This is a genomic window from Janthinobacterium sp. GW821-FHT03C10 (genome assembly GCF_059420865.1).
The window spans coordinates 139,621-165,672 of the sequence record NZ_JBWKUN010000008.1 but is presented as its reverse complement, the minus strand read 5'-3'; the positions used below and the strand labels follow the sequence as shown (position 1 = coordinate 165,672).

Annotated in this window: 23 protein-coding genes; 7 read left to right on the top strand and 16 right to left on the bottom strand. The window is 62.6% G+C overall.

Annotation, left to right across the window (positions count from 1 at the left end):
- Window positions 1-45: 45 nt before the first annotated feature.
- Genes dxs through AC07VH_RS24365 form a run of 3 tightly spaced genes read right to left on the bottom strand, consistent with a single transcriptional unit; the run spans window position 46 to window position 3,074 of the window.
- The gene (gene dxs, locus AC07VH_RS24375) at window positions 46-1,914 is read right to left on the bottom strand and encodes a 1-deoxy-D-xylulose-5-phosphate synthase (RefSeq protein ID WP_494788554.1); all 1,869 of its coding nucleotides are present in this window, start codon (window positions 1,912-1,914) and stop codon (window positions 46-48) included.
- The gene (locus AC07VH_RS24370) at window positions 1,915-2,826 is read right to left on the bottom strand and encodes a polyprenyl synthetase family protein (protein ID WP_494788553.1); all 912 of its coding nucleotides are present in this window, start codon (window positions 2,824-2,826) and stop codon (window positions 1,915-1,917) included.
- A complete protein-coding gene (locus AC07VH_RS24365) occupies window positions 2,823-3,074 on the bottom strand; it encodes an exodeoxyribonuclease VII small subunit (protein ID WP_046683420.1) in 252 nt (83 codons plus the stop codon). Before AC07VH_RS24365 ends, AC07VH_RS24370 begins: the two co-directional genes overlap by 4 nt.
- A 407-nt stretch (window positions 3,075-3,481) precedes the next feature.
- Between AC07VH_RS24365 and AC07VH_RS24360 the strand changes: the two genes are divergently transcribed.
- The 3 genes from AC07VH_RS24360 to AC07VH_RS24350 are packed head-to-tail and all read left to right on the top strand — an operon-like array spanning window position 3,482 to window position 6,427.
- On the top strand, window positions 3,482-4,582 hold the full coding sequence (locus AC07VH_RS24360; RefSeq protein WP_099409794.1) for an aromatic ring-hydroxylating oxygenase subunit alpha: 1,101 nt from the start codon (window positions 3,482-3,484) through the stop codon (window positions 4,580-4,582).
- Window positions 4,583-4,638: 56 nt separating this feature from the next.
- Window positions 4,639-5,562 (top strand): DMT family transporter, encoded by a 924-nt coding sequence (locus AC07VH_RS24355; RefSeq protein ID WP_489628890.1) that lies wholly within the window; start codon window positions 4,639-4,641, stop codon window positions 5,560-5,562.
- Between the two features lie 13 nt (window positions 5,563-5,575).
- Complete coding sequence (locus AC07VH_RS24350) at window positions 5,576-6,427, top strand: sulfurtransferase (RefSeq protein WP_494788552.1); 852 nt, start codon at window positions 5,576-5,578, stop codon at window positions 6,425-6,427.
- 44 nt (window positions 6,428-6,471) lie between these two features.
- Here AC07VH_RS24350 and AC07VH_RS24345 read toward each other — a convergent pair whose 3' ends face one another.
- The 4 genes from AC07VH_RS24345 to polA form a co-directional block, all read right to left on the bottom strand.
- Window positions 6,472-8,208: an ABC-F family ATP-binding cassette domain-containing protein gene (locus AC07VH_RS24345; protein ID WP_494788551.1), complete on the bottom strand. Its 1,737-nt coding sequence runs from the start codon at window positions 8,206-8,208 to the stop codon at window positions 6,472-6,474.
- A gap of 276 nt (window positions 8,209-8,484) precedes the next feature.
- Window positions 8,485-9,243, bottom strand: a complete 759-nt coding sequence (locus AC07VH_RS24340; RefSeq protein ID WP_131688328.1) for a ZIP family metal transporter — start codon at window positions 9,241-9,243, stop codon at window positions 8,485-8,487.
- Window positions 9,244-9,482: 239 nt separating this feature from the next.
- Entirely contained in the window at window positions 9,483-10,367 is an 885-nt protein-coding gene (locus AC07VH_RS24335; protein ID WP_494788550.1) for a dienelactone hydrolase family protein, read from the bottom strand.
- Between the two features lie 129 nt (window positions 10,368-10,496).
- Window positions 10,497-13,259, bottom strand: a complete 2,763-nt coding sequence (gene polA, locus AC07VH_RS24330; RefSeq protein ID WP_494788549.1) for a DNA polymerase I — start codon at window positions 13,257-13,259, stop codon at window positions 10,497-10,499.
- Between the two features lie 291 nt (window positions 13,260-13,550).
- Between polA and AC07VH_RS24325 the strand changes: the two genes are divergently transcribed.
- From AC07VH_RS24325 to AC07VH_RS24315, 3 genes are all read left to right on the top strand, one after another.
- Window positions 13,551-13,946 carry a hypothetical protein gene (locus tag AC07VH_RS24325; RefSeq protein WP_494788548.1) on the top strand — a complete coding sequence of 132 codons (396 nt, stop codon included), beginning with the start codon at window positions 13,551-13,553 and terminating at the stop codon, window positions 13,944-13,946.
- Between the two features lie 84 nt (window positions 13,947-14,030).
- Window positions 14,031-14,987: a homoserine kinase gene (locus AC07VH_RS24320; protein ID WP_475414644.1), complete on the top strand. Its 957-nt coding sequence runs from the start codon at window positions 14,031-14,033 to the stop codon at window positions 14,985-14,987.
- 2 nt (window positions 14,988-14,989) lie between these two features.
- Window positions 14,990-15,781: a BPSS1780 family membrane protein gene (locus AC07VH_RS24315; protein ID WP_494788547.1), complete on the top strand. Its 792-nt coding sequence runs from the start codon at window positions 14,990-14,992 to the stop codon at window positions 15,779-15,781.
- A gap of 209 nt (window positions 15,782-15,990) precedes the next feature.
- Here AC07VH_RS24315 and AC07VH_RS24310 read toward each other — a convergent pair whose 3' ends face one another.
- Window positions 15,991-18,300 carry a UvrD-helicase domain-containing protein gene (locus AC07VH_RS24310; RefSeq protein WP_070222661.1) on the bottom strand — a complete coding sequence of 770 codons (2,310 nt, stop codon included), beginning with the start codon at window positions 18,298-18,300 and terminating at the stop codon, window positions 15,991-15,993.
- Between the two features lie 109 nt (window positions 18,301-18,409).
- Between AC07VH_RS24310 and AC07VH_RS24305 the strand changes: the two genes are divergently transcribed.
- The gene (locus AC07VH_RS24305) at window positions 18,410-18,685 is read left to right on the top strand and encodes a hypothetical protein (protein WP_494788546.1); all 276 of its coding nucleotides are present in this window, start codon (window positions 18,410-18,412) and stop codon (window positions 18,683-18,685) included.
- Here the strand turns inward: AC07VH_RS24305 and AC07VH_RS24300 are convergent.
- From AC07VH_RS24300 to thiC, 8 genes are all read right to left on the bottom strand, one after another.
- Window positions 18,682-19,536 (bottom strand): hypothetical protein, encoded by an 855-nt coding sequence (locus tag AC07VH_RS24300; protein WP_494788545.1) that lies wholly within the window; start codon window positions 19,534-19,536, stop codon window positions 18,682-18,684. The two genes, AC07VH_RS24305 and AC07VH_RS24300, sit on opposite strands and share 4 nt — an antisense overlap.
- A gap of 184 nt (window positions 19,537-19,720) precedes the next feature.
- Complete coding sequence (locus AC07VH_RS24295) at window positions 19,721-20,827, bottom strand: S-(hydroxymethyl)glutathione dehydrogenase/class III alcohol dehydrogenase (RefSeq protein ID WP_494788544.1); 1,107 nt, start codon at window positions 20,825-20,827, stop codon at window positions 19,721-19,723.
- A 90-nt stretch (window positions 20,828-20,917) separates the two neighbouring features.
- Entirely contained in the window at window positions 20,918-21,550 is a 633-nt protein-coding gene (locus AC07VH_RS24290) for an ANTAR domain-containing response regulator (RefSeq protein ID WP_034749164.1), read from the bottom strand.
- A 78-nt stretch (window positions 21,551-21,628) separates the two neighbouring features.
- The gene (gene thiE, locus AC07VH_RS24285) at window positions 21,629-22,252 is read right to left on the bottom strand and encodes a thiamine phosphate synthase (protein ID WP_494788543.1); all 624 of its coding nucleotides are present in this window, start codon (window positions 22,250-22,252) and stop codon (window positions 21,629-21,631) included.
- A 9-nt stretch (window positions 22,253-22,261) separates the two neighbouring features.
- A complete protein-coding gene (gene thiD, locus AC07VH_RS24280; protein ID WP_494804005.1) occupies window positions 22,262-23,017 on the bottom strand; it encodes a bifunctional hydroxymethylpyrimidine kinase/phosphomethylpyrimidine kinase in 756 nt (251 codons plus the stop codon).
- A gap of 8 nt (window positions 23,018-23,025) precedes the next feature.
- The gene (locus AC07VH_RS24275) at window positions 23,026-23,820 is read right to left on the bottom strand and encodes a thiazole synthase (RefSeq protein WP_494788542.1); all 795 of its coding nucleotides are present in this window, start codon (window positions 23,818-23,820) and stop codon (window positions 23,026-23,028) included.
- A gap of 15 nt (window positions 23,821-23,835) precedes the next feature.
- A complete protein-coding gene (gene thiS, locus AC07VH_RS24270) occupies window positions 23,836-24,039 on the bottom strand; it encodes a sulfur carrier protein ThiS (protein ID WP_070222852.1) in 204 nt (67 codons plus the stop codon).
- Window positions 24,040-24,059: 20 nt separating this feature from the next.
- A complete protein-coding gene (gene thiC, locus AC07VH_RS24265; RefSeq protein ID WP_489628899.1) occupies window positions 24,060-25,973 on the bottom strand; it encodes a phosphomethylpyrimidine synthase ThiC in 1,914 nt (637 codons plus the stop codon).
- Window positions 25,974-26,052: the final 79 nt, after the last annotated feature.

Below are 26,052 nucleotides of genomic sequence, written 5' to 3'. Positions count from 1 at the left end.
AAAAAAAGCGGCACCGCAGTGCCGCTTTTCAGTCTGCAAGCCAACTTAGCTGACGACAGCCAGGCGCGGCTGGGAGCCGCCAAAACGCTGCTCGATCGACGCGGCGATGCCGCTGGCGTCCAGGCCCACGCTTTTCAGCAGCTGCACGGGGTCGCCATGGTCGATGAAGGTGTCGGGCAAGCCCAGCATCAAAATCGGCTTGACGATCCCTTCCGCCGCCAACGCTTCGGCCACGGCCGAACCGGCGCCGCCCATGATGCAGCCCTCTTCCACCGTCACCAGGTAGTCGTGGTCGAGAGCAAGCTGTTTCACCAGTGCCACGTCGAGCGGCTTGACGAAACGCATGTTGGCCACCGTCGCGTCGAGCTTCTCGCCCGCCGCCACGCTCGGCGCCACCATGGAACCGAAGGCCAGGATGGCGATGCGCTTGCCGTGGCGCTTGATCTCGCCCTTGCCGATCTCGATGCTGGTCAGTTCCAGCACGATGGCCGCGCCCGCACCGGCGCCGCGCGGATAGCGGATGGCGGCCGGGCCCGGGTAGTGGTAACCCGTCGTCAGCATTTGACGGCATTCGTTTTCGTCCGACGCGGCCATGACGACCATGTTCGGGATGCAGCGCAGGAACGCCATGTCGTAGTTGCCCGCGTGCGTGGCGCCGTCGGCGCCCACCAGTCCGGCGCGGTCCAGTGCGAACGTCACGTCCAGGTTTTGCAGCGCCACGTCGTGGATCAGCTGGTCGTAGGCGCGCTGCAGGAACGTGGAATAGATGGCCACGACGGGTTTCAAGCCTTCGCAGGCCAGGCCCGCGCCGAAGGTCACGGAATGCTGCTCGGCGATGCCGACGTCAAAGTAGCGGGTCGGGAATTGCTGTTCGAACTTGACCATGCCCGAGCCTTCGCGCATGGCCGGCGTGATGCCCACCAGGCGCTTGTCGTGCGCCGCCATGTCGCACAGCCAGTTGCCGAACACTTCCGTGTACGTCATCTTGGCCGGCGCCGTGGCCGGCTTGATGCCTTCCGCCGGATTGAACTTGCCCGTGCCGTGGTACAAAATCGGCTCCGCCTCGGCCAGCTTGTAGCCCTGCCCCTTCTTGGTCACCACATGCAGGAATTGCGGACCCTTCAGTTGCTTGATATTTTGCAAGGTCGGGATCAGCGAATCGAGGTCGTGGCCATCGATGGGGCCGATGTAATTGAAACCGAATTCCTCGAACATGGTGGCAGGCACGACCATGCCCTTGGCGTGCTCTTCGAAGCGCTTCGCCAGCTCCAGCACGGGGCCGGGCAAGACGGATTTTCCAACATTCTTGGCTGCCGCATAGAACTGGCCCGACATCAGCCGCGCCAGGTGGCGGTTCAGCGCGCCCACGGGCGGCGAGATCGACATGTCGTTGTCGTTCAGGATCACCAGCAGGTTGACGTCTTCCTGCACGCCCGCATTGTTCATCGCCTCGAAAGCCATGCCGGCCGTCATCGAGCCGTCGCCGATCACGGCGATCGCGTGCAGCGGGTCGCCCTTGATCTTGGCGGCCTGCGCCATGCCCAGCGCGGCGGAAATGGACGTCGACGAATGGGCCGTGCCAAACGTGTCGTATTCGCTTTCGTCGCGCTTGGGGAAGCCGGAAATGCCGTCCTTCTGGCGCAAGGTGTGCATGCGCTCGCGGCGGCCCGTCAGAATCTTGTGTGTATAGGTCTGGTGGCCCACGTCCCAGACGATGCGGTCGTGCGGCGTGTTGAACACATAGTGCAGCGCGACGGTCAGCTCGACCGTGCCCAGGTTGGACGACAGATGGCCGCCCGTCTTGGAAACGGAGTCGAGCAGGAAGCTGCGCAATTCCTGCGCCAGCGGCACCAGTTGCGAGCGGGCCAGCTTGCGCACTTGCGCTGGTTCATTGATGGTTTCTAACAGTTTCATTTATGCCTTCCGCTGCACGACCAGGTCTGCCAGCTCGCGCAGACGGCGTGCCTTGTCCCCGAATGGCGCCAGCGCCGCATGGGCGTCGCACCGCAATTGTTCTGCCAGGGCTCGCGATGGTTCCAGCCCCAGTATCGATACGTAAGTGGGCTTGTTGGCGGCCGCATCCTTGCCCGCCGTCTTGCCCAGGGTGGCCGAATCGGCCGTCGCGTCGAGCACGTCGTCGACCACCTGGAACGCCAGGCCGACGGCGCGCGCATAGGCGTTCAGCGCCGTCATGTCGTCGGCCGTCAAGTCCTTGCCTGCCAGCGCGCCCAGGATCACGGCCGCGCGCAGCAAGGCGCCCGTTTTGAGTTGATGCATCTGTTCCAGCTGCGGCAAGGTCAAGGCCAGGCCGACGCTGTCGAGGTCGATCGCCTGGCCGCCGCACATGCCTGCCGAACCGGAGGCGTGCGCCAGCAGCTTGATCATGGCCATTTGCCGCGCTGGAGGAATGGCCGCGCCGTCGGCCAGCAGCATGAACGCTTGCGATTGCAGCGCGTCGCCCACCAGCAGGGCCGTCGCCTCATCGTAGGCGACGTGCACGGTGGGCTTGCCACGGCGCAAGGCATCGTCATCCATGCACGGCATGTCGTCATGCACGAGCGAATACACGTGAATCATTTCCAGCGCGCAAGCGGCGCGCGCGAGCGTGTCTTGATCGGCGTCAAACAATTCGCCGGCCGCCATCACCAGCAGCGGGCGCACGCGCTTGCCGCCGCCCAGCAGCGCGTAGCGCATGGCCGCGTGCAGCTTGTGCGGCACGACGTCCGCCGCCGGTAGGAACTGGTCGAGCCGGCCTTCCACGCCGGACTGGGTACTTTGCATCCAGTCGCCGAAGGTGACGCCGTCTTGTTGCACATTGGCCATCATTGAGCGGCCTCGCCGGCATCCACGAACGGTTTCAGCATGTCGCCTTCCAATACTTTCACCTGCGCTTCGACACTGTCGAGCTGGGTAGCGCAATACTTGACCAGTTCCGAGCCGCGCTGGTAGGCCGCGACCGATGCTTCCAGCGGCAACTGGCCCGCTTCCATTTGCGTTACCAGCTGCGCCAGTTCCGCCATCGCCTCTTCAAACGAGGCCGGCGCTGCGGCAGCGGCAGTTAATTTCTTCGACATAGACTCAGATCTCTTCGTGGCACGAGGGGCTTGTAGGGAGACGCCGGGGACTCCCGGCCAGCATAGAAGCGTTATTTTAGAACAAACCACACTATTAAGTGAAAACTAAAGCGCAATCGGCGCGCTCAAAGTCAATAGCGTTGCCAGCTTGTCAGCGGATTTTAGCCGAATCGCCCCTCGCTACCGGAAATTGCGCGCCAAATGACAATGTTTCTCATTAAAGTAGCGTATTTACCGGGCAGGTTTGATAATGCCGAGGCCGATACGCGCTATAATCGCCGGTTCTGTCCGAAATACCGTTTCAACAAATTTGAATTCAGGTCTTTGCGGATTCTTTCTCTCTGTAGCGGTTGCCCAGGGAATGGCCTGGGGCACTGCTGACCGTTGTACATTTATGGGGGGTTGGGATGTCCGATCTGGCTACTCACGCCAAGCTGGCGCGCTCAAACGCGCAACTTCCGGTCCACGTCTATTTTGACGAAACGCTGTTGCAGCGTGAAATGCAGCAATTGTTCCAAGCCGGCCCGCGCTATGTCGGGCATGCGCTGATGGTGCCGGAAACCGGCGATTTTGCGACCCTGGCGTCTGAGAACGAAGGGCGCATGCTCGTGCGCAACGCCAATGGCATCGAAGTGCTGTCCAACGTGTGCCGCCACCGGCAGGCGCTGATGTTCAATGGCCGCGGCAACGCGAACCATATCGTCTGCCCGCTGCACCGCTGGACCTATGACCTCAAGGGTGAATTGATCGGCGCGCCGCACTTCCCCGAGACGCCGTGCCTGAACCTGTCAAAAACGCCGCTGCAAAGCTGGAATGGCTTGCTGTTCGAGCAAAATGGCTACAACGTGATGGAAAAATTGAAAGATTTGTCCGTCTCGAAAGACCTCGATTTTTCCGGCTACATGTTCGACCACGTGGAAATCCACGAGTGCGACTACAACTGGAAGACCTTCATCGAAGTCTACCTCGAGGATTATCACGTGGAACCGTTCCACCCGGGCCTGGGCAGCTTCGTCAGCTGCGACGACCTGCGCTGGGAATTCGGCAAGGATTACAGCGTGCAGACAGTGGGCGTACACCGCGGCCTGCAGCAGGCCGGCTCGCCTGCCTACAAGAAATGGCAGGAGCAGGTGCTGCAATTCCGCGGCGGCGAAGCGCCGCCGTATGGCGCCATCTGGCTGACCCTGTATCCGAACATCATGGTCGAATGGTATCCGCACGTACTGGTCGTCTCGACCCTGTGGCCCGACGGCCCGCAAAAGACGCGCAACGTGGTAGAGTTCTATTACCCGGAAGAAATCGTGCTGTTCGAGCGCGACTTCGTCGAAGCGGAACGGGCTGCCTACATGGAAACCTGTGTCGAGGACGATGAAATCGCCCAGCGCATGGATGCGGGCCGCAAGGTCCTGATGCAGCGCGGCGTGAACGAAGTGGGCCCTTACCAATCGCCCATGGAAGACGGCATGCAGCACTTCCACGAGTGGTACCGCAGCAATATCGAACTGTAATTTCCTCAAGGGGCCGCATTGCGCGGCCCTTTTCATTTTCATCGTCAGGATTACTCATGCAGTCACTTTGGATGCTGTTTGCCAGCTTTATGTTCGCCATCATGGGCGTGTGCGTGAAACTGGCCTCGGATCTGTATTCGACGTCCGAAATCGTCATGTACCGCGGCATCATCGGCATGATCGTCATGAGCTGCACGATTCTGTACCAGGGCGGCAGTTTTAAAACCACGATGCCGGGCCAGCATCTGTGGCGCGGCGTGGTGGGCGTGATCGCCCTGTGGCTGTGGTTTTATGCCATCGCCATCCTGCCGCTGGCCACGGCCATGACCCTCAATTACATGGCGCCCATCTGGATCGCCGTGATTTTACTCGCCGGCGGCTGGTGGAAAGGCATGCAACAGGTCGAGTGGCCGCTGGTGGCGGCCATTGCCATGAGCTTTGTCGGCGTGACCCTGCTGCTGCAACCGGTGTTCGAGACGGATCAGCTGGCCGGCGCCATCACGGCCTTGATTTCCGGCATGCTGTCGGCCCTCGCCTACTTGCAAGTGCGCAAACTGGGCTTGCTGGGCGAACCCGAATACCGGGTCGTGTTTTATTTCTCGGTCGTCAATTTCCTGGCCGGCGTGATCGGCCACGTGGCCAGCGCCGGCGGTGGCCCCGTCGTCTGGCACATGCACACGAGCGCCTACGGCATCGGCTTGCTGGCCGCCATCGGCCTGTGCGCCACGATGGCGCAGATGGCCATGACGCGCTCCTATCGCCTGGGCAAGACCCTCGTGGTTGCCAATTTGCAATACACAGGCATCGTCTTTTCCAGCTTCTGGGGCGTGGTGATCTTTGGCGACCTGTTCGACTGGCACGGCTGGACGGGCATCGCCATCATTCTCGCTTCCGGCATCGCGGCAACCTATTACAATACCCGCAACACGGCCCGTGGCGCGGCCATCGCGCGCACGGATCCCATCGCCAGCGAAGTGTAAAGGAGCGTTCCTGATGTACACCACCTTGATCCAGGCCAGCGAACTGGCCAGCCACCTGAATGACAGCAACTGGGTCATCCTCGATTGCCGCCACGACTTGCTCAACCCGACAGCGGGCAGCGACGCGTTTGCCGCCGGCCACATCCAGAACGCGCAATTCGCCGATATCGACACGGCCCTGTCCGGCCCCAAGACGGCGCGCGGCCCGGACTTTACGGGACGGCATCCCTTGCCGGATCGCAATGCCCTGCTGGCCACCCTGCGCGGCTGGGGCATCGATGACGACACGCAAGTGGTGGCGTACGATGGCCAGGGCGGCATGTTCGCCGCCCGTTTGTGGTGGCTGCTGCGCTGGCTCGGTCATCCGAATGTGGCCGTGCTCGACGGCGGCCTGGCCGCCTGGCAGGCACAGGGCTTGCCGCTGGTCACGCCCGTGGCGCCCCGCCCTGTCGGCCAGCTGACGGAAAAAGCCAGCCTGACGCGCACGGTCAGCGTGCAGGACGTCGTCGCCAACCTGGAAACCCAGGCCTTGACCGTCATCGACGCGCGCGCGCCCGACCGCTACCGGGGCGAAAACGAAACCATCGACCCCGTGGGCGGCCATATCCCGGGCGCGAAAAGCCGTTTCTTCAAGGATAACCTGCAGGCGGACGGCCGCTTCAAATCCGCTAAAGAACTGGAGCAGGAATTCGCGGGCCTAATCAGCACGGCTGAATCTACTATCCTGCAATGCGGCTCCGGCGTGACGGCGTGCCACAACCTGCTGGCCCTGGAAGTGGCGGGCTTACCTGGCGCGGCCCTGTATCCGGGTTCGTGGAGCGAATGGTGCGCGGATCCGGCGCGGCCCGTGGCGACGGGTAACTAAAAAAAAAGCGGACCTCGGTCCGCTTTTTCATGCCCGGTGGATAACTACGATGTTATCCCCAGCGATTGATTCAGCTGCGCCAATTCCGCCTGCCACGCCTGCTGGCTGGCCGGCTTCTGGTGCCGCGGTTTCCTCGCCAGGTCTTCCGCCAACAATTGCTCCAGTTCGCACAAGCGTTCCAGCTGCAGGTCGATGTCCGTCAGTACCGCAGACGCATTCTCCACGCGTACCACTGGCGCCGACGCCTGTCCATCCTCGGCACTCAACCGCGCATACGCGCTGGCAGCATCCGGCCACTCTTCCAGCCGGCCATCGGCCACTACCCAAAAACGGTTGCACGCCGTTTCGATCAGGTCGCGGTCGTGCGACACCAGCAGACAGCCGCCTGCAAAGCCGCGCAAGGCTTGCCCCAGCTCCGCCTTGCCCTGCATGTCCAGGTGGTTGCTGGGTTCATCGAGCAACAATAAATGGTAGCTGGCCAGCGACAGCCCCAGGAACAGCAGCCGCGCCCGCTCACCGCCGCTCAGGGTCGCCACCGTCTGGCCATGGCGCGCATACGGGAAACCGGCTGAAATCAAGGCCTGCCTGCGCGCCACCTGGCTGCGCGCAGCCTCGTTTTGCACGGCAAACGGGTACAGGGCGTCGGACAAATCGGCCGTATCGGCCAGTTGCCTGAGCGACTGGTCGTAATAGCCGATGTTGGCCGCGTGGTGGTAGCGCAAGTCGCTGCGTTCCTGCTGCGCCTGGATCGCCTGCCAGCACAGGCGCAGCAGGGACGACTTGCCGCTGCCGTTGGCGCCCAGCAAGGCGACCCTGTCGCCCGGTTTCAGCCACAGCTGGCCGACCTGGAACAGCACGGGAGAAGCGGGCACGGCGCGCACGTCCAGTCCGTCGAGCGCCAGCAGCTGGTCGGCCGCCAGCGGCTTGCCGCGCAAACTCAGGCGCCACGGTGCGCCATCGCTGACGAACGATTGCGCATCCTTCAATTTATCGATGCGCCGCTGCATGGTCTTGGCCTTGCGCGCCAGGTCTTCATTGTCATAGGTGCGCCCCCACAACGCCAGGCGGGCGCTGCTGGCGGACAGGCGGTCGATTTCCTTCTGTTCCGCCGCATGGCGGGCGGCAGCGGCCACGTCCGCCTCGGCCAGCGCCGCCAGCGCGGGGCCGCACGGCAAGTCGAAGTCGTACAGGCGGCTATCGCGCAAGATCCAGCTGCGCGTGGCCACGTTGTCCAGCAGGCGCTGGTCGTGCGAGACGAGGATGAAGGCGCCGCGCCAGCGCAGCAGGAATTGCTCCAGCCACAGCAGCGACGGCAAATCCAGGTGATTGCTCGGTTCGTCCAGCAGCAGCACGTTCGGCTCCTGCAGCAGGGCGCGCCCCAGCAGCAGCCGCGTGTGCTGGCCGCCGGACAGCGCATGCACGGGCACTTGCGCCGTATCAAGGTCGAAACCCAGTTCGGCAAGCAGGCTGTCGATCCTCCAATGCAGCTCGGGCTGCTCCAGCACGGGCGCCAGCAAGGCGTCGTACAGGCTCAGGCTGGCAAGTTCCGGCGGCAAGTGCTGCTCCACGTGCTGCAAGCGGCAGGCACGGGCATAGTGGATGGTGCCGGCAGTGGCTTCCCGCGTGCCGCTGAGCAAGCCCAGCAAGGTGGATTTGCCGCAGCCATTGTGGCCGATCAGGCCGATGCGGTCGCCCTGGCGCAAGGTAAAGGCGAGTTCGTTGAAGAGGAAACCGTCATGGGTATCCAGTTGTAAAGCTTGTGTCGATATCAGGGTAGTCATGGCTCTTGTCTTTGTTCGGGATGCAAGCATCCGCGTTAACAGGAGCGCTAACGACAACGGAGTACCAGGAAAGGACTCGTGTAGGAGGGTGACTTTGCTCTGGCCAGGTTATCGCAGCGCGATAGAACGTGGGCAAGAGCTGGCAAATGCGCTTAAAGAGCGTGCGCGCCACAAGGCGAGCAACAAGTTTTCTTCCATTATATTTTCCTCCTTTCTGTGCAAGTTAGTCAAAAAGGCAATATAACATAGCTGGCACTGCGCCGATAGTGCCGGGCATCAACCGCCGTGTTTGTGCCGCGTCAAAAACAGCACGATGCACACGCCCAGCGCGATCAGGAGCACTTGCGGGATGGTTTCGCGCAAGGTGGCGCGGCGCTGCATCTGCGGCATCAGATCGGACAGGGCGATATAGATGAAGCCGGACGAGGCGAACACGAGCACGTACGGGATCAGGTTGCTGGCGCGGTCCAGGGTGAAATAGCCGAGCAAGCCGCCGGCCACCGCCATCAGGCTGCACAGCAGATTGAAGATGTAGGCGCGCAGGCGCGAGAAGCCCGCGTTGAGCAGCACGATGAAATCGCCGATTTCCTGCGGGATTTCATGCGCGATGATGGCCAGGCCCGTGACCAGGCCCAGCTTCGGGTCGGCCAGGAAGGCGGCGGCGATCAAAATGCCGTCCGTGAAGTTGTGCATGCCATCGCCGACCAGGATCATCCAGCCGGCCTTGCCCGCCTCGTGCTTGTCGTGGCCGTGCGCGTGATGGTGGCCATCGCCTTCGTGGTGGTGCGAATGGCGCAGGATGGCGAATTTTTCCAGCATAAAAAAGGCCAGCAAGCCCGCCAGCAGGGTGGCGAACAGGCTGCGCGGGTCCGCCTGCGACTCGAACGCTTCAGGCAAGGCGTGCAGCAAGGACGTCGACAGCATGATGCCGACGGACAAGCTGACCATGCGCTCGACCACCTTGGACAGGAATGCAAACGAAAAGATCGCCGCCGCGGTAATGCTCAACACGCCCGCGATCGTGGTCGCGAGCAAAATGGATATAAGGACGGGATCGATGATTTTCTTACCTCAAAATGGCGCCGGGTCATGGGCGCCCGCTATGCTGGCGTCTGGCCTGATGACTATTGCTTATTATTTACATTTGCGCGTCTGGCGGCAGCGTAGCGCGATGAAGATGCAATTGTACTGCATTTACACGAACCGGGCATTTTACAGCCCGGTGTGCTTCTCGCGGCAACTTCTGGAAAATGCAGGTATTTTCTGTTGCGGTATTACGCCACGCCGTGGCTTTTGAACCAGGCCAGGCAGCGCGCATAGCCGTCTTTCGCATCGGCCGCCACATAGCTGGGGCGGTAATCGGCGTTGAAGGCGTGACCCGCATCGGCATACACGACGAATTCCGACTGGTTGCCGCCCTTGGCCAGCGCGTCTTTCATCTTGCCGATCGATTCCTGGCTGATGCCCGTATCCTTGCCGCCATACAAGCCCAGCACGGGCACTTTCAAGGTGGCGGCGATGTCGATGGGGTTGCTCGGTTGCAAGGCAGTCGCTTCGCCCACGAGGCGGCCATACCAGGCCACGCCCGCCTTGACGGCCGGATTGTGCGCCGCATACAGCCACGTGATGCGGCCGCCCCAGCAAAAGCCCGTGATGCCCAGGCGGCTCGTGTCGCCGCCATTCTGTTTCGCCCACGCAACAACCGCATCGAGGTCCGTCATCACTTGCGCATCCGGCGTCTTGGCGATGATGCCTTTCATCAATTCCGGGATGCTGGCCACCTTGGTCGGATCGCCCTGGCGCACGAACAGGTCGGGCGCCAGCGCCAGGTAGCCCTGCTTGGCGAAGCGGCGCGCCATGTCGGCAATGTGCTCGTGCACGCCAAAGATTTCCGAAATGACCAATACCACGGGCAAGCCCGTCTTGCCTTCCGGCTGGGCCGCATACACGGGCACGGCCTGGCCATCGACCATCACCGACATGGTGCCCGTGACGAGCCCGGCGGAATCCGTCTTGATGACGTTTTGCGCCGCCACGGGCAGCACGGCCACGGCAAAGCCCGCGCCCAGCGCCACCTTCAGGAAACCACGCCGGCCATCCGGCCCGGACACGCTGCTCTGGCCCAGCAAACTTTCACAATCGGTGATCATGTCGCTCATGCGCTTCTCCTGAAGGGTGTGTTGACAATCAATGTCGGCTTACGCTGCGCCAAGCCGACCTACGGTCATTGCTGAATTAAACATGTAGGTCGGCTTAGCGGGGCATGCCCCGCGTAAGCCGACACAGCATCAATGCGCTTCGTCCCAGTTCTTGCCGACGCCCACCTCGGCCGTCAAAGGCACTTTCAGCGCGGCCACGCCCGCCATCAGTTCCGGCAGCTTGCGCTTGACCAGTTCCAGTTCCGCGTCCGGCACTTCCAGCACCAGTTCATCGTGCACCTGCATGATCATCTTCGTCTGCAAGCCATCCTGCTCCAGCCAGCCTTGCACGGCGATCATGGCCAGCTTGATCAGGTCGGCGGCCGTGCCCTGCATCGGCGCGTTGATCGCCGCCCGTTCCGCGCCCTGGCGGCGCGGGCCGTTCGGCGAATTAATTTCCGGCAACCACAAACGGCGGCCGAAGACGGTTTCCACGTAGCCACGCGCCTTGGCTTGCTGGCGCGTGTCTTCCATGTACTGTTTCACGCCGGAAAAACGCGCAAAATAGCGGTCGATATAGCTTTGCGCGGCCGTGCGGTCCACGCCCAGGTTACCGGCCAGGCCAAACGCGCTCATGCCGTAGATCAAACCGAAGTTGATGACCTTGGCGTAGCGGCGCTGTTCGCTCTGCACTTCCGCGGCCGGCACGCCAAAGATCTCGGCGGCCGTGGCGCGGTGAATGTCGATGCCGTCGGCAAACGCGCGCAGCATGGCTTCATCGCCCGAAATGTGCGCCATGATGCGCAATTCGATCTGCGAATAGTCGGCCGACACGATGTGGCTGCCCGGCGGCGCAATGAACGCTTCGCGGATGCGCCGGCCTTCCGTGCTGCGGATGGGAATATTCTGCAAGTTCGGGTCGTTCGACGCCAGACGCCCCGTCACGGCCACGGCTTGCGCATAGTTCGTGTGCACCCTGCCCGTCGTGACGTTGATCATCTTCGGCAATTTATCGGTATACGTCGACTTCAGCTTGGCCATGCCGCGGTATTCCAGCAGCACCTTGGGCAGCGGATAGTCCTCGGCCAGCTTTTGCAGCACTTCCTCGTCCGTCGACGGCGCGCCCGTCGGGGTTTTCTTGACCACCGGCAGCTTCAATTTCTCGAAGAAGATTTCGCCGATCTGCTTGGGCGAACCCAGGTTGAACGGCTGCTCGGCCAGTTCATACGCCTTCTTTTCCAGCTCGAGGATCTTCACGGCCAGCTCGGCCGACTGGATGTTGAGCAATTCATCGTCGATCAGCACGCCGTTGCGCTCGATCTTTTGCAAGACCACGGCCGTCGGCATTTCGATCTTTTCATAGATGAACGTGAGTTTTTCATCGTTCGCCACATTGCCCCACATGGCATTGTGCAAACGCAAGGTCACGTCGGCATCCTCGGCCGCGTATTTCGCCGCCTGCTCCACCTCGACCTGGTTGAAGGTGATCTGCTTGGCGCCCTTGCCGCACACGTCCTCGAACGGGATGGTCGTGTAGTTCAGGTGGCGCAGGGCCAGGCTGTCCATGTCGTGTTTCTTGTGCGATTCGAACACATACGATTCGAGCAGGGTGTCGTGAGCGATACCGCGCAACGTCACGCCATGGTTGGCGAAGATGTGGCTGTCATATTTCAGGTTCTGGCCCAGCTTGGGTTTGTTTTCATCTTCGAGCCACGGGCGCAGTTTCGCCAGCACGTGTTCGCGCGTCAACTGTTCCGGCGCGCCCGCGTAGTCGTGGGCCAGCGGGATGTAGCAGGCGCTGTGTTCGGCGACCGAAAGGGAAATGCCGACCATTTGCGCCGTCATCGGTTCCAGCGAGGTGGTTTCCGTGTCCACGGCCGTCAGGGCAGCGGCATCGATCAGCGCGATCCATTTGTCGAGCTGTTCATCCGTCAGCACGGTTTCATACTCGGCTTTGACCGCTGGCGCGGCATCGGCAAACATGTCGCCCGTCGTGTTGACGGCGGAGGCGCCGGCGGCAGGCGGTGCGCCGACGGGCGACATCGGCGGCGGCGCCGCGCCCAGTTCGCGCAGCAGGGCCTTGAAGCCGTAGCGGTTGAAAAAGGCCAGCAGCGCTTCCTTGTCTTCGTGTTTCGCCACCAGCGAATCGGCAATCGTCGTCATGTGGCCGGACAGATCGCAATCGGTCTTGACGGTGATCAAGGCGCGCGCCTGCGGCAGCCATGGCAGGGCCGTGCGCAGGTTTTCACCCACGGCGCCGCCCACCTTGGCCGCGTTTTCCATCACGCCTTCCAGGCTGTCGTACAGGGTCAGCCATTTGACGGCCGTTTTCGGCCCGCATTTCGACACGCCCGGCACGTTGTCGACCGTATCGCCGATCAGCGACAGATAATCGATGATGCGCTTGGGCGGCACGCCGAACTTGGCCAGCACGGCCGCTTCGTCGAGCTTTTCATTGCTCATGGTATTGATCAGCATCACCTGGCTGTTGACCAGTTGCGCCAGGTCCTTGTCGCCCGTGGACACCACCACATTCATGCCGGCGGCGGCCGCCTGCACGGCCAGGGTCCCGATCACATCGTCCGCTTCGACGCCGTCGACCATCAAAATGGGCCAGCCCATGGCGCGCACGGCTTCGTGGATCGGTTCGATCTGCAAACGCAGGTCGTCCGGCATCGAGGCGCGCGTGGCCTTGTACTCGGGATACATGTCATCGCGGAAAGTTTTACCCTTGGCATCGAACACGCAGGCGATGTAGGCGGCCGGGTAATCGGCGCGCAGGCGGCGCAGCATATTGACCATGCCGTGCATGGCGCCCGTGGGGTAACCGTCCGGGCTGCGCAGGTCGGGCAGCGCATGGAAGGCGCGATAAAGGTAACTGGAACCGTCGACTAACAGCAGGGTGTTTTGCATAATGCCAATAAAATAAGGTGAGCGCGCCCGCCCAGTGAGCAGAGCGGCGGGCGGGTGGAAGTTCGCCCAATTATCGCAGAGTTTAGGGCCGCGTCACCGGCCGCAATGCGTGCCGTTCCTGGCGTTTTTGCCACCCTGGCAGCCCCGAACGGGCACGCGGGCCGCCGCTGCCAGCCATTTCCGCTCATTTAAACAGCATTGCCTACCAGTTTGTTACAATGCCTTATAGATAAATTGACGGCATTACACCACTGCACGCGCTGCAGTCCCACACATGGAAGCGAACCCATCATGATGCGTACATCGACACTCTGGACATTCCTCGCCCTGCCCCTGCTGGCATGTTCGGCCCTTGCCGGCGCCCAGACGCCGGCCAAACCGAGCGACGCGCCGCCCCAGCTCGAACGTATCGAGGAAATGGGCGAAGCCCCCATCACCGTGGCGCCGGCCGCCGCCAAGCAGCAGATTACCGAAAAACGCGAAGCGGGCGTCACCAGCGAAGTGAAAGTCACCAGCGGCGGCAGCACCTATTACATGAAGCCGGCCGCCGGCGCCGACCAGGCCAACGGCAACGCCCTGCGCGGCCCGCAATGGAAAGTGCTGGAATTTGATCTGGGCAAGAAAAAACAGAAACAACGCGATGAAGAGGCAGCGGACGCGCCAGCACCGCCCGCACCAGCGAAGTAAGCAGCCACTCTCTTCTGCCCTGCCCCGGCCATGCGCGGGGGCAGCCGGCTTTTTTTGACCTTTTAGACCATTCATTTCTTTCCCATGGCAGTTTTTACCGCGCTACACCTGGACGATATCGGCCAGTGGATCACGCAGTTTCCACTCGGCAAACCTCTGGCGCTCAAGGGCATCGCCTCCGGCATCGAAAACAGCAATTTCTTCCTGAGCACGGAGCGCGGCGAGTATGTGCTGACGATCTTTGAAAACCTCAGCTTCGAGCAATTGCCGTTCTACCTGCAACTGATGCGCCATTTGGCGGACCGGGGCGTGCTGGTGCCCGCGCCGATCGCCAATGCCGATGGCGAACTGGTGACGGCCCTGCAAGGCAAGCCGGCCGCCATCGTCAGCAAACTCGACGGCAGCTCGCAGATGGCACCGCAAGCCGTGCATTGCGCCGCTGTCGGCGCCATGCTGGCCAAGATGCATCTGGCGGCGCAGGACTTCCCCCTGCAGCAGCCGAATCTGCGCGGACTGGACTGGTGGAACGCCACCACGCCGCTGGTCTTGCACCACCTCGACGATGCCAGGGCGCACTTGCTGCGCGCGGAAATCCATTTCCAGGACGCCTTTGCCGCCTGCGATACGTATAAAGCCATCCCGCGCGGTCCCGTGCATGCCGACTTGTTCCGCAACAACGTCATGTTTGACGGCGAGCGCCTGACGGGCTTTTTCGACTTTTACTTTGCCGGCTGCGACACCTGGCTGTTCGACGTGGCCGTCACCGTCAACGACTGGTGCGTGGACCTGGCCACGGGCGTGCTCGACACGGTGCGCGTGCGCGCCCTGCTCGACGCCTACCAGGCCGTGCGCCCGTTTACGCATGAAGAACGAACGGCATGGCAGCCGATGCTGCGCGCCGCCGCGCTGCGTTTCTGGCTGTCGCGCCTGTACGATTATTACCAGCCGCGCGAAGCGGAAATGCTGACCCCGCACGATCCCACGCATTTCGAACGTATTCTGCGCGAACGTATCGCCACACCTGCTCCGGAACTGTTTTAAACATGGAAAAATTACCTGCAAGTACAGGTTGGCAATGGGTGAAACAAGGCTTCGGCCTGTTTCGCAAGCAACCTGGCGGCATGTCGATGCTGTTTCTCGGCTATATGTTCTGCATGCTGGCCGTCAGCATCGTGCCCGTGCTCGGCCAATTGCTGCCCGTCATCCTGGTGCCCGTATTCTCCGTCGCCTTCGTGCAAGGCTGCCTGCATATCGACCAGGGCAAGCGCGTCTTGCCCAGTTTGCTGCTCTCGGGCTTCCGCAAGCCGGCGTTTCCGTCCCTGTTCGGACTGGGCGTGCTGTACATCCTGATGGCCATCGTCGCCATCGGCGCCTCGACCCTGGTGGACGGTGGCTTGCTGTGGAAACTGGTCACCGGGCAACTGACGGAAGAAGCGGCGCGCGCCGCCATCCCCGACTCGCGCCTGGGCCTGGGCATCCTGCTGGCCATCGTGCTGTACGTGCCGGCCGCCATGGCCTTCTGCTTTGCCGCGCCGCTGATCTACTGGCGCCAAACCGGCCTGGGCAAGGCGCTGTTCTTCAGCTTTTTCGCCGTCTGGCGTTCGCTGTCGGCCTTCATCGTCTTCGCCGCCACCTGGTTTGCCATCAGCGTCGTCACCAGCCAATTGCTGGCCGTTATCTTTGGCCGCACGCCGCTGATGATGCAGCTGATGATGCCGCTGTCGATGATATTGACCATCATCATGCATTGCTCGTTCTACGCCGCCTACCGCCAGATCTTCGGCGTGCCCGTCGATGAGAGCAAGACGGTGTCGCTGGATAAGACCGGAGAGTGATCGCCGGCCAGATGTAAAAAGGGGCAGCCTGCGCAGGCTGCCCCTTTTTTATATATCGAATGCCTTGCAAGGCCAACAATGATGTCGGATTACGCTGCGCTAATCCGACCTACACGCTCTCGAATGCCTTGCAATGCCACAGCGTAGGTCGGATTAGCGGCGGCACGCCGCGTAATCCGACGCCATCGTTAGCCATCCCGCGTTCCACATCACCGTCCCAATCGTTCCAGCTTGGCAATCCCCAGGTCCAGCACCTTCATGCCGTGCTGGCCGAAGTTGATCTGCGCGCGCGCATTGCCGCCGCCGCCTTCGATATTCACGATCACGCCTTCGCCGAACTTGGCGTGCGCCACCGATTCGCCGATGCGCCAGCCGCCGCCCGTGGCTTTTTGCGCGATCTTTTGCGCAATCGCATTGTCCGAACCCAGGCTGGCCACCTTGGGCGCCTCGTCCCAGGCTGACTTGCGGTTGCCGAACCAGTTCGCCTGCACCTTCGGCGACAGCCATTTCAAGGACTCTTCCGGCAACTCGTCGAAGAAGCGCGACTTCATGTTGTAGCGCGTCTGGCCGTGCAACATGCGCGTCTGCGAGAAGCTCATGTAGAGCCGCTTGCGCGCGCGCGTGATGGCCACGTACATCAGCCGGCGTTCCTCTTCCACGCCATTGTCTTCCTTCGAACTGCTTTCGTGCGGGAACAGGCCCTCTTCCAGGCCCGTGATGAACACGTTGTCGAATTCCAGGCCCTTGGCCGAGTGCACGGTCATCATCTGCAGCGCATCCTGGCCCGCCTGCGCCTGGTTGTCGCCCGCTTCCAGCGACGCGTGCGATAAAAATGCGGAGAGCGGCGACATCACGGCCGGCAGCGGCGCGTCGGCATCGAGGATTTCGATGCCATCCTGGTTGGCGACGGGCGCGCCCGACTGCGCCTGGGCGGCTGGTCCCAGGTGGGCCGGTGCGCCCTGTCCAAAACCTTCCTCGGAAATGAACTGGCTGGCCGCGCTGACCATCTGCTCCAGATTCTCGATGCGGTCGGCGCCTTCCTTTTCATTCTGATAATGCTGGAGCAGGGTACTCGCTTCCAGCACGACTCTGACCATTTCCGGCAGGGACAATTGCTGCGTTTCGAAGCGCACGCCCTCGATCAATTTCACGAAACCGGCCAGCACGCTGCCCGCCTTGCCCGCCACATACGGCACGGAAGCGTACAGCGAAATGCCGTACTGCTCCGACGCGGCCTGCAATTGCTCGATCGAGCGCATGCCGATGCCGCGCGTGGGGAAGTTCACGACGCGCAGGAAGGCCGAATCGTTGTGCGGATTATCCATTAATTGCAAATAAGCAATCGCGTGCTTGACCTCGGCGCGCTGGAAGTAGCGCTGGCCGCCATACACGTGGTAGGGAATGGCGGCCGAAAACAGCGCGTGTTCGATCACGCGCGACTGCGCATTCGAACGGTACAGAATCGCGATTTCGCTGCGCGAGGCGCCATCGGCGATCAGGCTTTTCGCCTCTTCGATGATCCACTGCGCTTCCTGCAGGTCGGAACTGGCTTCATACACGCGCACCTGCTCGCCATGGCCCGCGTCCGTGCGCAGATTCTTGCCGAGGCGCTTGCTATTGTTCGCGATCAACACGTTGGCGCTGTCGAGGATGTGGCCGTGCGAGCGGTAGTTCTGCTCCAGCTTGATCAAGTTCTTGACCTGGAATTCATGCTCGAAGGCGCTCATATTGCCCACGTTGGCGCCGCGGAAGGCATAGATGCTCTGGTCATCGTCGCCGACGGCAAACAGGGCGCCGCCATCGCGGCTGCCATGGCCGGCCAGCAATTTCAACCAGTTGTATTGCAGGTTGTTCGTATCCTGGAACTCGTCCACGAGAATATGGCGGAAGCGCGCCTGGTAATGCTCGCGCAATGGTTGATTGCGGCTCAGCAACTCATACGTGCGCAGCAGCAATTCCGCAAAATCAACGACGCCTTCGCGCTGGCACTGGTCGTCGTACAGCTGGTACAGCTCGACCATCTTGCGCTCGTGCGCGTCATACGCTTCCACGTCCGTGGCGCGCAAGCCCTGGTCCTTGGCATTGTTGATGAAATACATCACCGTCTTCGGCGGGAATTTCTCATCATCGATGTTGTTCGCCTTCAACAAGCGCTTGATCACGGATAGCTGATCCTGCGAATCGAGGATCTGGAAGGTCTGCGGCAGGGCCGCGTCGCGGTAGTGCGTGCGCAGCAAGCGGTTGCACAGGCCGTGGAAGGTGCCGATCCACATGCCGCGCGTGTTGATCGGCAGCATGGCCGACAGGCGCGTGAGCATTTCCTTGGCGGCTTTATTGGTAAAGGTCACGGCCAGGATGCCGGGCGGCGATACCTGCTGGGTCTGGATCAGCCACGCAATGCGGGTGGTCAGCACGCGGGTCTTGCCCGAACCGGCGCCGGCCAGGATCAGCGCATGCTGGGCCGGCAGGGTGACGGCAGCCAATTGTTCGGGATTGAGGTTGTGAAGAAGATTTTGCATGCCGTGATTATACCGGCATGGCTAAAAATACTGTGCATTTGTCCAGCGGTCGCGCCATTTTACCCGCGCGCGCTACAATCGCTATCCCGACACAGCGGCCTGTATCCCCATGACACCCCCCACCCACCTCGACGGCGCCCGCGTACTGGCCTGGGCCTGGTCCGAGCTGCCCTTCGGCCACCTCACCGATGAGCATGGCGCCGCCCCCGCCGCCATCCACGGCCTGGCCGTGTGCCAGTATGCGGGCGAGGCGCGCGTCTACCGTTTCAGCTGCGACGCGCGCTGGGAAACGCTGCAGGACGAGGTGTATGCCAGCGAAGACGAGGCCAGGGCGCAGCTGCCGTCGCAATACCGCGCCGTGGCCGCCAGCTGGAACCAAGTCTAGCGCACCGGCTTGGCCTTGCCCTCGCTGAGCGCCTGGGCGATCACCTGGCGCGTAGCCTTGTCGGCTGCCTTGGTGGCCTTTTCCTGCTGGCGTCCCAGCGCTTCCATCTGCTTGCCCAGGGTTTCCATCGGCTTGCCGCGCTGATCCATCTGGCGCGACAGCGCATCCACCTTGTCCGCCTCGCGTTCTTGCGCGGCGGCAATGCGGTCGTTGACTTCTTCCATGGCATCCTGCGCATCTTCCATCTGCTGCTGCAGGCGTTCCACCTCGCGTCCGGCCGCGTGGCGCGCCGTCTCCGTGGTGGCCTGCGCCTGGCGGCGCGCCGCCTCGCCCATCTTGCGGCCCAGTTCCTGCTGCTGTCGGCCCAGCGCCTGCAGTTGCGCCACATCGCGCGCCCCGACGTTTGCCTGCGCCGCGCCATGGGCGCCCATCTTGCTGCCCAGTTCGCCCATCGCCTTGCCATGTTCGCTCATCTGCTTGCCCAGGCCGCTCATCTGAAAACCCAGATCTTGCGACGGCTTCCAGGCGTCGCGCACGCGGGCCAGCAGCGCGGCATCCTGCGTCACATAGCCCTTGCCCTGGTCGCGGAACCACAGGAACTGCCCCTTGAGCGAACGCTGCAGCTGCTTGATCTGCTGACCGTCGACATCGGTGCCGGCCATGGTGACGCTATCCTCGCTGCTGTCGACGAGCGCATAGCCATCGCCGCTGCCCATGGAAATATTGATCTGCTTGCTCGGCGCGGCCGGTGCGGCCGGCGGCGCGGGCGGCTGCGGCGGCTGTACGGCCAGCGCGCTGCCGCCAAGCACGATACCGGCCAGGCTGAGGATCAAACGGTGGGAAGTGGACATGGCTGCCTCGTCGCAAAAGTAATGGAGCATTAACTGTAGCGGCAAGCGGACCTGGCCTCCAGCGCGCTGCGACAGGCTGCAAAAAGACCTGCCTGGATGGCAGACACGGACGATGGATGGCACGCGGGGCAAAAAAAACGGAGGCCTAAGCCTCCGCAAAAACGCCGTGGTACGGCGTAATGTATTAGTACAGCACGACGGAGCGGATCGATTCGCCGCTCTTCATCAGGTCGAAGCCCTGGTTGATGTCGTCGAGCTTCAAGCGGTGCGTGATCAAATCGTCGATATTGAGCTTGCCTTCCATGTACCAGTCGACGATCTTCGGCACGTCCGTGCGGCCGCGCGCGCCGCCGAAGGCGGAACCTTTCCACACGCGCCCCGTCACCAGCTGGAATGGACGGGTGGAAATTTCCTGGCCGGCCGCCGCCACGCCGATGATGATGGACTGGCCCCAGCCCTTGTGGCAGCACTCGAGCGACTGGCGCATGGTGGTGGTGTTGCCGATGCATTCAAACGAATAGTCGGCGCCGCCGTCCGTCAGCTGCACGATGGTGTCGACCACGTTTTCCACTTCGTTGGCGTTGACGAAATGCGTCATGCCGAACTTGCGGGCGATGTCCTGGCGCGCCGGGTTGATGTCGACGCCGATGATTTTATCGGCGCCGACCATCTTCGCCGCCTGGATCACGTTCAGGCCGATGCCGCCCAGGCCGAACACGGCCACGTTGGCTCCCGCCTCGACCTTGGCCGTAAACAGCACGGCGCCCACGCCGGTGGTGACGCCGCAGCCGATGTAGCAGACTTTATCGAATGGCGCGTCTTCGCGGATCTTCGCCAGGGCGATTTCCGGCACCACGATGTAGTTCGAGAAAGTGGACGTGCCCATGTAGTGGAAGATGGGCTTGCCGTCGATGGAGAAGCGCGAGGTGGCGTCCGGCATCAGGCCGCGGCCCTGCGTCGAGCGGATCGATTGGCACAGGTTGGTTTTTTGCGACAGGCAGAATTTGCACTGGCGGCACTCCGGCGTGTACAGGGGGATGACGTGGTCATCCTTCTTCAGGCTTTTCACGCCCGGGCCCACGTCGACGACGATGCCGGCACCTTCATGGCCGAGGATGGACGGGAAGATGCCTTCCGGATCGGCGCCCGACAGAGTGTAGTAATCGGTATGGCAAATGCCCGTGGCCTTGATTTCGACCAGTACCTCGCCCTCGCGCGGGCCGGCCAGATCGACTTCTTCAATGGTCAACGGGGCGCCCGCCTTCCAGGCAATCGCTGCTTTGGTTTTCATGTGTGTCCTGTCTATGGTTGAACCAGGCGCGCCAGCGCGCCGTATCGCCACATCATAGCAAGGCAGGCATGCGGGCGCGAGAGGATACGCTTACTTGGTCTTTGCCCGGTTCAAAAATGCGCCATGCAAGCCGTTCAGGGTTTCCTCGGCCAGCAGCAGCTGGCTGGCGATTTCATTGATCTTGCGGCGGCTGGAACGGGCGTGGTCGCGCAGCACCTCGAACGCCGTGTTGCGGTCCGTCTGGAATTTGCCCATCAGCAAACCCACGGCCAGGCTCGTTTCGCGTCCCGCGGCCAGCGCCGCGTTCAGGTTCAGCTCGGTGCGCCGCAGCTGGCGGATCTCGTCCGCACGGGCCAGGCCCGCTTCGAACGCGGGCATCAAACGGCCTTCATCGACGGGTTTGACGACATAGCCGACGGCGCCGTAGGCGGCCGCCTGCTTGCCCGATTCGCTGTCGCCGCTGCCGGACAGGAACATGAACGGCACGGCCGTCTCGCCATGCAGGCGCTTGGCCAGTTCCAGGCCGGACATGCCCGGCATGTGGATGTCGAGCAAGGCCAGGTCCGGCTCGCGCTGGGCGATCAGCTGCAGCGCCACTTCGGCCGAATGGGCCAGGGCCGTTTCATAACCGGCATGGCGCAGGACTTCGCCGAGGAATTCCAACAGGAGCTGGTCATCGTCAACGATCAGGATAAGGCGTTTCGCGGCGGCTGGCTGACTCATGGGTGGGGGACCTCGGTAATGAATGATGTTCTTATTATATGCCGATTATTGCCCCAAACCAGCCCTGCACGTCCATGCTCATACCGCGAACAAGTGGTTGAATTGCTGCACCGCAATATTCACATCGTCCGCCTCGTATGCATTGTTAAAGACGCTGCTGATGGCGGCCACCATGTCGGCGCCACGCGCCACCAGCGGCGCCGCGTTCTCCGGCGTCATGCCGCCGATCACCACGCACGGCAAGGCGATCTCGCGCTTGGCCTGCAGCACGATATCCAGGGGCGTCGTCACCGGATACTTTTTCACCAGCGAGGGATAAAAACCGCCGAAGGCCACATAGCTGGCGCCGCCCGCCTCAGCCGTCCGTGCCAGGGCCATGTCGCCATAGCAGGAAGCGCCGACGATCTTGTCCTTGCCCAGGCGCGCGCGCGCCTGCGCCACGGACGCGTCCGTGCCGCCCACGTGCACGCCATCGGCGTCGAGCTCTTCGCACAGTTCGATAAAATCGTTGATGATGAAGGGCACGCCATACTTGCGGGCCAGGGCCAGCAAGGCGCCCGCCTGCTCGCGCCGCTGCGGCGCCTCGGCGCTCTTGTGGCGGTATTGCAGCAGGGCCACGCCTGCCTGCAAGGCTTGCTCGCTCACGTCGAGCAGGCGGTCGGTCTCATCCCAGTTCGGGGTGACCAGATACAGTCCACGCATGATATTTCCTTATTGAATGAATCGTTGCGGCATGAGTTGACCTGGCGCAATCGCATACGCGCCGGCCAGGGCCGCATGGCAATAGCTTTGCGCCAGATCCAGCGCTTCAGGCAGCGCCTGTCCCAGCGCCAGATGCGCCGCGATGGCCGAGGCCAGGGTGCAGCCGCTGCCGTGAAACTCGCCGGACAAGCGCGGCCAGCGCCATTCGCGCTCCCCGCCGACGCTATCGAAGCAGCGGTTGACGACCGTCTCGCCCTCGCCGTGGCCGCCCGTCACCAGCACGTGCTGGCAGCCTTGCGCCCGCAAGGCTGCTTCGCCGCCGAGGGCCGCCGCCTCCGGCCCGTTCGGTACGATCACGGTCGTCACCGGCAGCAAGGGCGCCAGCGCCAGCACGGCATCGTCCCGGCTGAGCACGTCGCCATGGCCGCTGGCCAGCACGGGATCGAGCACCACGGGCAAGCTTGGGCGGGCCAGCCGCAATTGCGCGATCAGCTGCGCAATGACGGCAGCGTTCGCCGCACTGCCCGGGATACCGATCTTCACGGCATCGATGGCGATCTTGTCGATCAGCGCCAGCGCCTGCCGGCGCAGCAGCTCCGGCGCCACAGGCTCGACAGCAAACACGCGGTCATTGTCCTGCACCGTCAGCGCCGTAATCACGGGCAAGGCATGCGCGCCCTGCGCCGCAATCGCGACAATATCGGCGGCGATGCCGGCCCCGCCCGACGGGTCGACGCCGGCAAACACGAGCACGGTGCGGTGCATCGGCACCATCACGCCAGGCGGCCCGCCATCGGCGACGATGGGGAAGCGGCAAATTTGCGAGGCATGCGTCCCGCCAGGAACGCTTCGCGCCCGGCCCGCACGGCCAGCTTCATGGCGCGCGCCATGCGCACGGGGTCGCGCGCGCCGGCAATGGCCGTGTTCATCAGCACGCCATCGCAGCCGAGTTCCATGGCAATCGCTGCATCCGACGCCGTGCCCACGCCCGCGTCCACCAGCACAGGCACCTTGGCCTGGTCGATGATCAAGGACAAATTCCACGGATTCAGGATGCCCATGCCCGAGCCGATCAGGGACGCCAGCGGCATGACGGCCACGCAGCCGATGTCTTCCAGAATCTTCGCCTGGATGGGGTCATCGCTGCAGTAGACCATCACGTCAAAGCCATCCTTGACCAGCGCCTCGGCCGCGATCAAGGTTTCCGGCATGTGCGGGAACAGGGTCTTTTCATCGCCCAGCACTTCCAGCTTGACCAGGTTGCGCCCGCCCAGCAGCTCGCGCGCCAGCTGCAGGGTGTACACGGCATCTTTCGCGTTGTAGCAGCCGGCCGTGTTCGGCAGTATCGTGTACTGGTCCGGCGGCACGAAGTCGAGCAGGCTGGGCGCGTTCGGGTCCTGGCCAATGTTGACCCGGCGAATCGCCACCGTGATGATCTGCGCCTCGGCAGCGTCCGTCGCTTCGCGCGTCTGCGGCAAATCCTTGTACTTGCCGCTGCCCACCAGCAAGCGCGATTGATATTGCTTGCCTGCGATGGTCAGCAGGTCGTTGTTATTATTACTGTTCATTGCTTTTTCCTTAGTTCAGCCGCCGCCGATGGCGCGCACGATCTCTACTTGGTCTTGCGTTTGCAAGACCTGTCCCGGCCACGCCTTGCGCGGCACGACGTTGCGGTTGACGGCCAGCGCCAGCGCCTGGTTTTCCAGCGACAGCGCGGCAATCAATTGATCGAGTGTCTGCCCGGGCGGCACCTGGTGCGGCGCGCCGTTGAGCGTGATGGATATCAATGCAGGCATCACGCTCTCCTTCAGACCTTGCGGTACAGCTCGGCGCCGTTCTTGATGAACTCGATGGCCTTGATTTCCATGCCCTGCTGGAGCGCCTTGTCTTCCGCGATGCCCATGCCGGCCGCGTATTCGCGCACTTCCTGCGTGATCTTCATCGAACAGAAGTGGGGGCCGCACATGGAGCAGAAATGCGCCACCTTGGCCGAATCCTTGGGCAAGGTTTCATCGTGGAATTCGCGCGCCTTGTCCGGGTCCAGGCCGATGTTGAACTGGTCGTCCCAGCGGAATTCGAAGCGGGCTTTCGACAGGGCATTGTCGCGGATCTGTGCGCCCGGATGGCCTTTCGCCAGGTCGGCCGCATGCGCCGCAATCTTGTAGGTGATGATGCCATCCTTGACGTCCGCCTTGTTGGGCAAGCCCAGGTGCTCCTTCGGCGTCACGTAGCACAGCATGGCCGTGCCGTACCAGCCGATCATGGCCGCGCCGATGCCGGACGTGATGTGGTCGTAACCGGGCGCGATGTCGGTCGTCAATGGCCCCAGCGTGTAGAACGGCGCTTCGCCGCACTGCTCCAGCTGCAGGTCCATGTTTTCTTTAATGAGTTGCATCGGCACGTGGCCCGGGCCTTCGATCATCACCTGCACATCGTGTTTCCAGGCAACCTGCGTCAGTTCGCCCAGGGTCTTCAGTTCGCCCAGCTGCGCTTCGTCGTTGGCGTCGTAGATGGAGCCGGGGCGCAAGCCGTCGCCCAGCGAGAACGACACGTCGTACGCCTTCATGATTTCGCAGATCTCTTCGAAATGCGTGTACAGGAACGATTCCTGGTGGTGCGCCAAACACCATTTCGCCATGATGGAACCGCCGCGCGAGACGATGCCCGTCAGGCGCTTGGCCGTCATCGGCACGTAGCGCAGCAGCACGCCCGCGTGGATGGTGAAGTAATCGACGCCCTGCTCGGCCTGCTCGATGAGGGTGTCGCGGAAGATTTCCCACGTCAGATCTTCGGCCTTCCCGTTGACCTTTTCCAGCGCCTGGTAGATGGGCACGGTGCCGATGGGCACGGGGCTGTTGCGCACGATCCATTCGCGCGTCTCGTGGATGTGTTTACCCGTGGACAGATCCATGACGTTGTCGCCGCCCCAGCGGATGGCCCAGGTCATTTTTTCCACTTCCTCGCCGATCGACGAGGTGACGGCGGAATTGCCGATGTTTGCGTTGATTTTCACCAGGAAATTGCGACCGATGATCATCGGCTCGACTTCCGGGTGGTTGATGTTGGCGGGAATGATGGCGCGGCCGCGGGCGATTTCCTCGCGCACGAATTCCGGCGTGATTTCCGCCGGGATGCTGGCGCCGAAGGACTGGCCCGGATGCTGGCGGCCCATCAGGTCGGCCAGGCGCTCACCCATGGGGCCGGAAGCTTTCAGTTCGCGCAAATACTCCTGGCGGCGCATGTTTTCGCGGATGGCCACGAATTCCATTTCCGGCGTGATGATGCCTTGGCGCGCGTAATGCATTTGCGTGACGTTCTTGCCGGCGATGGCGCGGCGCGGCTTGCGGTGCAGATTGAAACGCAACTCGGCCAGCTTCGGGTCCGCCAGGCGGGCGATGCCGTAGTCGGAGGTGGGGCCGGGCAATTCTTCCGTGTCGGCCCGCTCCATGATCCACGGCAGGCGCGGCGTGTCGAGGCCGGAGCGGATGTCGATCTGCACGTCCGGGTCCGTGTAGGGGCCGGAGGTGTCGTAGACGTAGATGGGCGGATTCTTTTCGCCGCCGAACGACGCTTCCGTGTCGGACTGGCTGATTTCGCGCATGGGCACGCGGATGTCGGGGCGGCTGCCTTCGACGTAGATCTTGCGCGAATTGGGCAGCGGCGCGATGGCGGCTTCGTCGACCGTGGCGGTGGCGGAGAGGAATTTCGGGTTGGCGTTCATTTTGGCTCCTTGGCTAGACTATTTTTAAGCCTGGAGCCAGCTAAGGAGGTTCGGAATTACGCACGCGGAAAGGCGGGGT

Excerpts from the sequence above, each read along its gene's own strand:
- dxs (WP_494788554.1), bottom strand. The coding sequence starts at position 1,914 with ATGAAACTGTTAGAAACCATCAATGAACCAGCGCAAGTGCGCAAGCTG.
- AC07VH_RS24370 (WP_494788553.1), bottom strand. The coding sequence starts at position 2,826 with ATGATGGCCAATGTGCAACAAGACGGCGTCACCTTCGGCGACTGGATG.
- AC07VH_RS24365 (WP_046683420.1), bottom strand. The coding sequence starts at position 3,074 with ATGTCGAAGAAATTAACTGCCGCTGCCGCAGCGCCGGCCTCGTTTGAA.
- AC07VH_RS24360 (WP_099409794.1), top strand. The coding sequence starts at position 3,482 with ATGTCCGATCTGGCTACTCACGCCAAGCTGGCGCGCTCAAACGCGCAA.
- AC07VH_RS24355 (WP_489628890.1), top strand. The coding sequence starts at position 4,639 with ATGCAGTCACTTTGGATGCTGTTTGCCAGCTTTATGTTCGCCATCATG.
- AC07VH_RS24350 (WP_494788552.1), top strand. The coding sequence starts at position 5,576 with ATGTACACCACCTTGATCCAGGCCAGCGAACTGGCCAGCCACCTGAAT.
- AC07VH_RS24345 (WP_494788551.1), bottom strand. The coding sequence starts at position 8,208 with ATGACTACCCTGATATCGACACAAGCTTTACAACTGGATACCCATGAC.
- AC07VH_RS24335 (WP_494788550.1), bottom strand. The coding sequence starts at position 10,367 with ATGAGCGACATGATCACCGATTGTGAAAGTTTGCTGGGCCAGAGCAGC.
- polA (WP_494788549.1), bottom strand. The coding sequence starts at position 13,259 with ATGCAAAACACCCTGCTGTTAGTCGACGGTTCCAGTTACCTTTATCGC.
- AC07VH_RS24325 (WP_494788548.1), top strand. The coding sequence starts at position 13,551 with ATGATGCGTACATCGACACTCTGGACATTCCTCGCCCTGCCCCTGCTG.
- AC07VH_RS24320 (WP_475414644.1), top strand. The coding sequence starts at position 14,031 with ATGGCAGTTTTTACCGCGCTACACCTGGACGATATCGGCCAGTGGATC.
- AC07VH_RS24315 (WP_494788547.1), top strand. The coding sequence starts at position 14,990 with ATGGAAAAATTACCTGCAAGTACAGGTTGGCAATGGGTGAAACAAGGC.
- AC07VH_RS24310 (WP_070222661.1), bottom strand. The coding sequence starts at position 18,300 with ATGCAAAATCTTCTTCACAACCTCAATCCCGAACAATTGGCTGCCGTC.
- AC07VH_RS24305 (WP_494788546.1), top strand. The coding sequence starts at position 18,410 with ATGACACCCCCCACCCACCTCGACGGCGCCCGCGTACTGGCCTGGGCC.
- AC07VH_RS24300 (WP_494788545.1), bottom strand. The coding sequence starts at position 19,536 with ATGTCCACTTCCCACCGTTTGATCCTCAGCCTGGCCGGTATCGTGCTT.
- AC07VH_RS24295 (WP_494788544.1), bottom strand. The coding sequence starts at position 20,827 with ATGAAAACCAAAGCAGCGATTGCCTGGAAGGCGGGCGCCCCGTTGACC.
- AC07VH_RS24290 (WP_034749164.1), bottom strand. The coding sequence starts at position 21,550 with ATGAGTCAGCCAGCCGCCGCGAAACGCCTTATCCTGATCGTTGACGAT.
- thiE (WP_494788543.1), bottom strand. The coding sequence starts at position 22,252 with ATGCGTGGACTGTATCTGGTCACCCCGAACTGGGATGAGACCGACCGC.
- thiD (WP_494804005.1), bottom strand. The coding sequence starts at position 23,017 with ATGCACCGCACCGTGCTCGTGTTTGCCGGCGTCGACCCGTCGGGCGGG.
- AC07VH_RS24275 (WP_494788542.1), bottom strand. The coding sequence starts at position 23,820 with ATGAACAGTAATAATAACAACGACCTGCTGACCATCGCAGGCAAGCAA.
- thiC (WP_489628899.1), bottom strand. The coding sequence starts at position 25,973 with ATGAACGCCAACCCGAAATTCCTCTCCGCCACCGCCACGGTCGACGAA.